7 protein-coding genes are annotated in these 6,210 nt (G+C 65.2%); 2 read left to right on the forward strand and 5 right to left on the reverse strand.

Annotated elements, in window-relative coordinates:
- Window positions 1-31: 31 nt before the first annotated feature.
- From AC2FM5_RS13020 to AC2FM5_RS13040, 5 genes are all read right to left on the reverse strand, one after another.
- Window positions 32-709 carry an orotate phosphoribosyltransferase gene (locus tag AC2FM5_RS13020; protein WP_496736044.1) on the reverse strand — a complete coding sequence of 226 codons (678 nt, stop codon included), beginning with the start codon at window positions 707-709 and terminating at the stop codon, window positions 32-34.
- Window positions 710-855: 146 nt separating this feature from the next.
- Window positions 856-2,037 (reverse strand): ammonium transporter, encoded by a 1,182-nt coding sequence (locus AC2FM5_RS13025; RefSeq protein WP_496736046.1) that lies wholly within the window; start codon window positions 2,035-2,037, stop codon window positions 856-858.
- 180 nt (window positions 2,038-2,217) lie between these two features.
- Window positions 2,218-2,694, reverse strand: coding sequence for a CinA family protein (locus AC2FM5_RS13030; RefSeq protein WP_170358998.1), 477 nt, complete (start codon window positions 2,692-2,694; stop codon window positions 2,218-2,220).
- The gene (locus AC2FM5_RS13035; RefSeq protein ID WP_170586915.1) at window positions 2,691-3,188 is read right to left on the reverse strand and encodes a phosphatidylglycerophosphatase A family protein; all 498 of its coding nucleotides are present in this window, start codon (window positions 3,186-3,188) and stop codon (window positions 2,691-2,693) included. The genes AC2FM5_RS13030 and AC2FM5_RS13035 overlap by 4 nt, the downstream gene beginning before the upstream one ends.
- Window positions 3,185-4,315, reverse strand: a complete 1,131-nt coding sequence (locus AC2FM5_RS13040) for a bifunctional 2-C-methyl-D-erythritol 4-phosphate cytidylyltransferase/2-C-methyl-D-erythritol 2,4-cyclodiphosphate synthase (RefSeq protein ID WP_496736048.1) — start codon at window positions 4,313-4,315, stop codon at window positions 3,185-3,187. The genes AC2FM5_RS13035 and AC2FM5_RS13040 overlap by 4 nt, the downstream gene beginning before the upstream one ends.
- 152 nt (window positions 4,316-4,467) lie before the next feature.
- Between AC2FM5_RS13040 and dusB the strand changes: the two genes are divergently transcribed.
- Window positions 4,468-5,484 carry a tRNA dihydrouridine synthase DusB gene (gene dusB, locus AC2FM5_RS13045; RefSeq protein ID WP_496736050.1) on the forward strand — a complete coding sequence of 339 codons (1,017 nt, stop codon included), beginning with the start codon at window positions 4,468-4,470 and terminating at the stop codon, window positions 5,482-5,484.
- A partial coding sequence (locus AC2FM5_RS13050; protein WP_496736052.1) for a two-component system sensor histidine kinase NtrB occupies window positions 5,481-6,210 on the forward strand: 730 nt, incomplete at its 3' end. The genes dusB and AC2FM5_RS13050, both read left to right, overlap by 4 nt.

Raw genomic sequence — 6,210 nt, forward strand, 5'->3', positions numbered from 1 at the left:
TGTTTCCTGGCCGGCAACAATGGCTCGACAGTCAGCTCTTGTTGGCGTCCTGCCAGCCGCGCGGGTCGTTCAGGAAGGCTTCGACCCCGTCCAACGTTTCCGCGTCGAACGTGCCTTGCGCCTTGGCCTCGGCCAGAACATCCCACCAGGTGCACAGGTGGTGCAACTGCACGCCATGATCGCCCAGCGTCTTTTCGGTTTCGGGGAAGATGCCATAGTAGAAGATCACCGCCGTATGCCCGCAGGTGGCGCCGGTTTCGCGGATCGCGTCCACGAAGGAAAGTTTCGAGCCGCCATCGGTGGTCAGGTCCTCGACCAGCAGCACGCGCTGGCCTTCGGTCATGGCCCCTTCGATCCGGGCGTTGCGACCATAGCCCTTGGGTTTTTTGCGCACATAGGTCATCGGCAGGGCCATGCGCTCGGCCACCATCGCGGCGAAGGGGATGCCCGCGGTTTCACCGCCGGCGATGTTATCGAAGGCTTCGAACCCGGCATTCCGCATGACGGTGACTGTCAGGAAGTCCATCAATGTCGACCGGATGCGCGGGTACGAGATCAGCTTGCGGCAGTCGATATAGGTGGGGCTGGGCAGGCCGCTGGCCAGCGTGAACGGCTCGCGCGCGTTGAAATGCACCGCCTTGATCTCCAGCAACATCCGCGCGGTCAGGTGGGCGATTTCCGTGCTGTCGGGAAAGGAACTGGGGATCATGGCGGGACCTCGGCGCTGAAATGACGTTGCGGGCTGATAGCCTGCCGACCGGCCCGATGTCGAGAGGGGTTGGCGCAAAAGAAAAGCGGACCTCCCAAGAGGTCCGCTTGATGCCCGGATGGGCAGTCGAGTCAGCCAAGGTGGGCTTAGCTGCTCATGTCATAGGCCCGTTCGCCGTGGACCGACAGGTCGAGCCCGTTCGTTTCGGTCTCGGCGTCTACGCGAAGCGGGGTGACAAGCGCAACCACCTTGATCAGCACAAATGTGACAACTGACGTAAAGACACCCACGATCACCAATCCGCCCAGCTGCGCGGTCCAGGCGCCCAGGCCGAAGACGGCGATCATGATGGTGCCGAAAATGCCGCCCACGCCATGCACGGCGAACACGTCCAGCGTATCGTCGATGTTCAGCACGTTGCGGACAACGTTCACCGCCTCCTGGCAGAGGATGCCGGCGACCGCCCCGATGATCAGCGCCTGAACCGGATCGACATAGCCCGAGGCCGGCGTGATCGAGGCCAGACCCGCGATGGTTCCGGTGACCAGACCGACCAACGAGGCCTTGCCGTATTTGATCCGCTCCCACAGCGCCCAGCTGAGCGATGCGGTGGCGGCCGAGATATGCGTGACCGTCAGCGCCATGGCCGCGCCGCCATCCGCGGCCAGCTGCGAGCCGCCGTTGAAGCCGAACCAGCCGACCCACAGCATCGCGGCCCCGATCATGACGTATCCGGGGTTGTGCGGCGGGGTGGTGCGGTTCTTGCGCGGCCCCAGGACCCACGCGATGATCAGAGCGGCCAGACCAGCGGTTTCGTGCACCACGATGCCACCGGCAAAGTCGCGCACGCCGATTTCGCCCAGAATGCCGCCATCGGTCAGGATGCCGCCGCCCCAGATCCAATGTACCACCGGCGCATAACACAGCAGCATCCAAAGGCCCGAAAAGACCAGCACGAAGCCAAAGCCCACGCGTTCCACATAGGCGCCCACGATCAGGGCCGGGGTGATGATGGCAAAGGTCATCTGGAAGGCAAAGAACAGCACCTCGGGCAGGGTGCCCGACAGGCTGTCGACATCGACGCCGTTCAAAAACGCCTTGCCCAGCCCGCCCCACAGGCCGGAACCGCCGTCACCGAAGGCGATCGAATACCCGGCGACCAGCCACAGGATGCTCATCAGACAGGCAATCGCGAAACAGTGCATGAAAACGCTCAGCACGTTGCGGGCGCGTACCAGCCCGCCATAGAACAGGGCCAAGCCCGGCAATGTCATGAACAGGACCAGCGCCGTCGCGACGATGATCCAGGCGGTATCGGCTCCGTTCATTGGGCCGTTCTCCTCTTTCCTGAAGCTGCGCCAAGGGGCGCGGTATGAGTGACGTGCCGTGGGTTCAATCGAACGGCAGCCGAGGAAAAAAGAGGCAGGGTGCGAAAAAGGTGCCTGTTTTGGCGTCCTTTTTCCAAGTGGTGACAAAAAGTGCGCCGTATCTCGGCAGGTGCCAAAAAATTAGGCGAGTTCGGAAAGCCCGTTTTCCAGCAGTTTCAGCGCATGATCCCGCGCCGCGCGTCGGACGTTGGCGCGGCCCGCGGCGCCGAACTCGACGGTTTCGGTCAGGGTGGGGTGGCCTGTGACGGCAAGGCCGAAACAGACCCGGCCCTCGGGCTTGAACTCGGACCCGCCGGGCCCCGCGATGCCGGTGATCGAGACCGCAAGCTGCGCCTGGGAATGCGCCAGCGCACCCTCGGCCATCTCGCGGGCGACCTCTTCAGAAACGGCACCATGGGCCGCCAGCGTCTCGGCACGCACGCCCAGCATGTCCTGCTTGGCGGCGTTGGTATAGGTGACGAAGCCTCGGTCAACCACGGCCGAGCTGCCGGGAATGTCGGTCAGCGCGGCGGCGACCATGCCGCCCGTGCAACTTTCTGCTGTGGCGATCATGACGTTCAGCGCCTTGGCGCGGTCGAGCAGTTCGGCGACGGTCATAAGCCCAGTACTCCATGTGCGATCCCGGCCAGGATCAGAACGCCCACGGCCGCGAACACGCCCGCGATCACGTCATCCAGCATCACGCCCAAGGGGTCGCCACGACGGTCGGCCCAGCCGACGGGGCCTGGCTTGGTGATGTCGAACAAGCGGAACAGCAAAAACGCGGCGATCCAGCCCGGCCATAGGGCGGTGACCGCGATGTCATGCGCCCAGGCGGGATAGGACACGGCCCAGATGGCGATGAATTGGCCCGCGACCTCGTCGATGACGATCTCCGAAGGGTCGTGATCGTCCTGCCCGGCAGTCATGACGCCCGTGGCCCAGGTGCCGGCCGCAAAAACGGCGACGGTTGCGACGGCCAGCAGCGGGAAGCCGCCCAGCAGATGCAGCGCCAAGGCCAAAGGCAGTGCGGCCAGCGAACCCCAGGTGCCGGGGGCAGGTCGAAAGTAACCGATCCCGCCGACGGTTCCGATCAGGCGCGCCAGGGTCATGGTTTCACCAGACAGGCGGTCGCGATAGCGGCGATGCCTTCCTTGCGGCCGGTAAAGCCCAGCCGTTCGGACGTGGTGGCCTTGATCGATACCCGGTCGGCCTCCAGCCCCATGATTTCGCTGATGTTCTGCCGCATCGCCGCAGCGTGCGGGCCGATCTTGGGGTATTCGCAGACCAGCGTGCAGTCGACGTTCGAGATGCGAAAGCCCATGCGCGCGGCCAGATCCACCGCATGGCGCAGAAAGATCTCGCTGGCGGCGCCCTTCCACCGCGGGTCGGACGGGGGGAAGTGCTGACCGATATCGCCCTGCGCCAGCGCGCCATAGATCGCGTCGGTGACGGCGTGCATGCCCACATCCGCGTCGGAATGGCCCTGCAGCCCCCGATCATGCGGGACCTCGACGCCGCACAGGATCACGTGATCGCCCGGCCCGAACCGGTGCACGTCATATCCGTTGCCCAGCCTTACATCCATGTCTGACCTCAATATCCTTTCGGCCCGGGCAAAATCCTCGGGCCGTGTGATTTTCAGATTGTCCGCGTCGCCCGGCACGATGGCCACGTTGATCCCGGCGGCGCGGGCAACCTCGACATCATCGGCGGCCCCACCGGGATGCGCGGCATGCGCGGCGACGATGGCGTCATAGCGGAACCCCTGCGGCGTCTGCGCGGCATACAGGCCCGCGCGATCTCGGGTGCCGGTAACTTGGTCGTCGGCCCCGGTCCACAGCGCATCGGTGACCGGCAGCCCCGGCGCCGCAGCGGCGTGGGTGTCGAGGGCCGCCAGCACGTCACCAATGACCCGCGCGCTGACACAGGGCCGGGCGACGTCATGGATCAGAACCTTGCTGACGCCGCGGTCGGCCAGCGCCTGCAACCCGTTGCGCACGGATTCGGCTCGGTCGGCGCCGCCGGGCGCAAGGATCAGGCCGCTGTCGGCGAATTCCGTCCAGGCCTCGGGGTCGTCGGGGGACAGGACCAGCACGACCAGCGGGACCTGCGCCTTGATCCGTTCGATCGTCCAGTCGGCCACACGCCGCCCGGCCAAGGGGCGCCACTGCTTGGGCTGGCCTCCTCCGGCGCGCAGGCCGCGCCCGGCGGCGACGATGATGGCGGCGGTTGTCATGTTTGAATTTCCGACCTTCGTTTGGCTTCCGTGTTTAGGCGGCGGTGAAAGCAGAGGCAATCACTCGCGGTAAGCTGATTAAAAAATAGGCATATGATGATTTTGCGGGCTTGTTGGTCGCGGATTTGTTGTTCATACGCCCCGTATTCGATATGAAAACCGCAATTGCTCAAGGATTAGGCACGTTGACGCTGCGCATTGCCGAGAAAACTTTGACCCCGCCGGTTCTGCTGGCGCCGATGGCCGGAATCACCGACCGGCCGTTTCGCGACCTCGTCATGCGGTTCGGCGCCGGGATGGTGGTCAGCGAGATGGTCGCCAGCCAAGAGATGGTGCAGGCCAAGCCCGGCGTGCGCGAACGGGCCGAGTTATCGGCGGATGTGGAAAACACCGCCGTACAGCTGGCCGGTCGCGACGCCTATTGGATGGCCGAGGCCGCGCGGCAGGTTGCCGACCGGGGCGCGCGGGTGATCGACATCAACATGGGCTGCCCGGCCAAGAAGGTGACGAACGGCTATTCCGGCTCGGCCCTGCTGAAGACGCCCGACCACGCCCTGACCCTGATCGATGCGGTCGTGGGCGCAGTGGACGTTCCGGTGACGCTCAAGACCCGGCTGGGGTGGGACGACACGCTGCTGAACGCGCCGGACGTGGCGCGGCGGGCGCAGGAGGCCGGCGTTCAGATGGTGACGATCCACGGGCGCACGCGCTGTCAGTTCTACAAGGGTGAGGCGGATTGGGCCGCGATCCGGGCGGTCAAAGAGGCCGTCAGCATTCCGGTCGTGGCCAATGGCGACATCACCAGCCCCGAGCGTGCGCAGACAGCGCTAGGGCAGTCGGGCGCGGATGGCGTCATGGTGGGCCGTGGCGCGCAGGGCAAACCTTGGCTGCTGGCGCAGATCGCGCACGCGCTGTGGGAAACGCCGGCGCCAGAGGTTCCCGAGGGCGACGATCTGGCCGATATGGTGCGGGCGCATTACGAGGCGATGCTGGGGTTCTACGGCGCCGACCTGGGCCTGCGTGTCGCGCGCAAGCATCTGGGCTGGTACATGGACGAGGCCAGAACGCCGGCGTCCCTGCGCCGCGCGGTCCTGACCTCGCGCGATCCGGCCGAGGTTCTGCGGCTGATCGGCGACGCGTTGACGGAAAATTCCGAGGTGGCAGCATGATTTCGGATCAGGTCATCTGGGCTTCGCTGCCGGTTCCCGCCTTCATCATCGACCCCGAGGATCGCATCGCGGATGTCAATTCCTCGGGTGAGGGGTTCCTGAACGCTTCGCGCAAATCGGTGGTCGGGCATCCGGTCTGGGACCAGATCGCCGTGGACGCGCCGCTGGAAGAGGCGTTCACGCGCGCCCGCGCGCAGGGCACGCCGTTGTTCGTGAATGACGTGGATGTGGGTTCGGGCAATCGCGCGCCGCTGCAATGCGCGCTGCAGATCGCGCCTCTGCTGGGGCATCCGGGGTCGATGATCATGATCGTCTCGCCGCGCGAACTGGCCACCCGCATGACTCGCGGCAACACGGTCAAATCGGCGGCGCAGTCGGCGATCGGCATGGCCGAGATGCTGGCGCATGAAATCAAGAACCCGCTGGCCGGGATCACCGGTGCTGCACAGTTGCTGAGCATGAATATCGGCCCGCAAGATCTTGAGTTGACAGATCTTATCGTGGCCGAGAGTCGCCGGATCGTGAAGCTGCTTGAGCAGGTCGAGCAGTTCGGAAACCTCTCGCGGCCCGAGTTCAAGCCGGTCAACATCCACGATGTTCTGGACCGCGCGCGCCGCTCGGCGCTGCTGGGCTTTGGCGCGGACATGACTATCATCGAGGACTACGACCCGTCGCTGCCATTGGCCTATGGTGATCCGGATCAGCTGTTGCAGGTGGTTCTGAACC

It is taken from the genome of Ruegeria sp. BHSA162, from assembly GCF_059613385.1.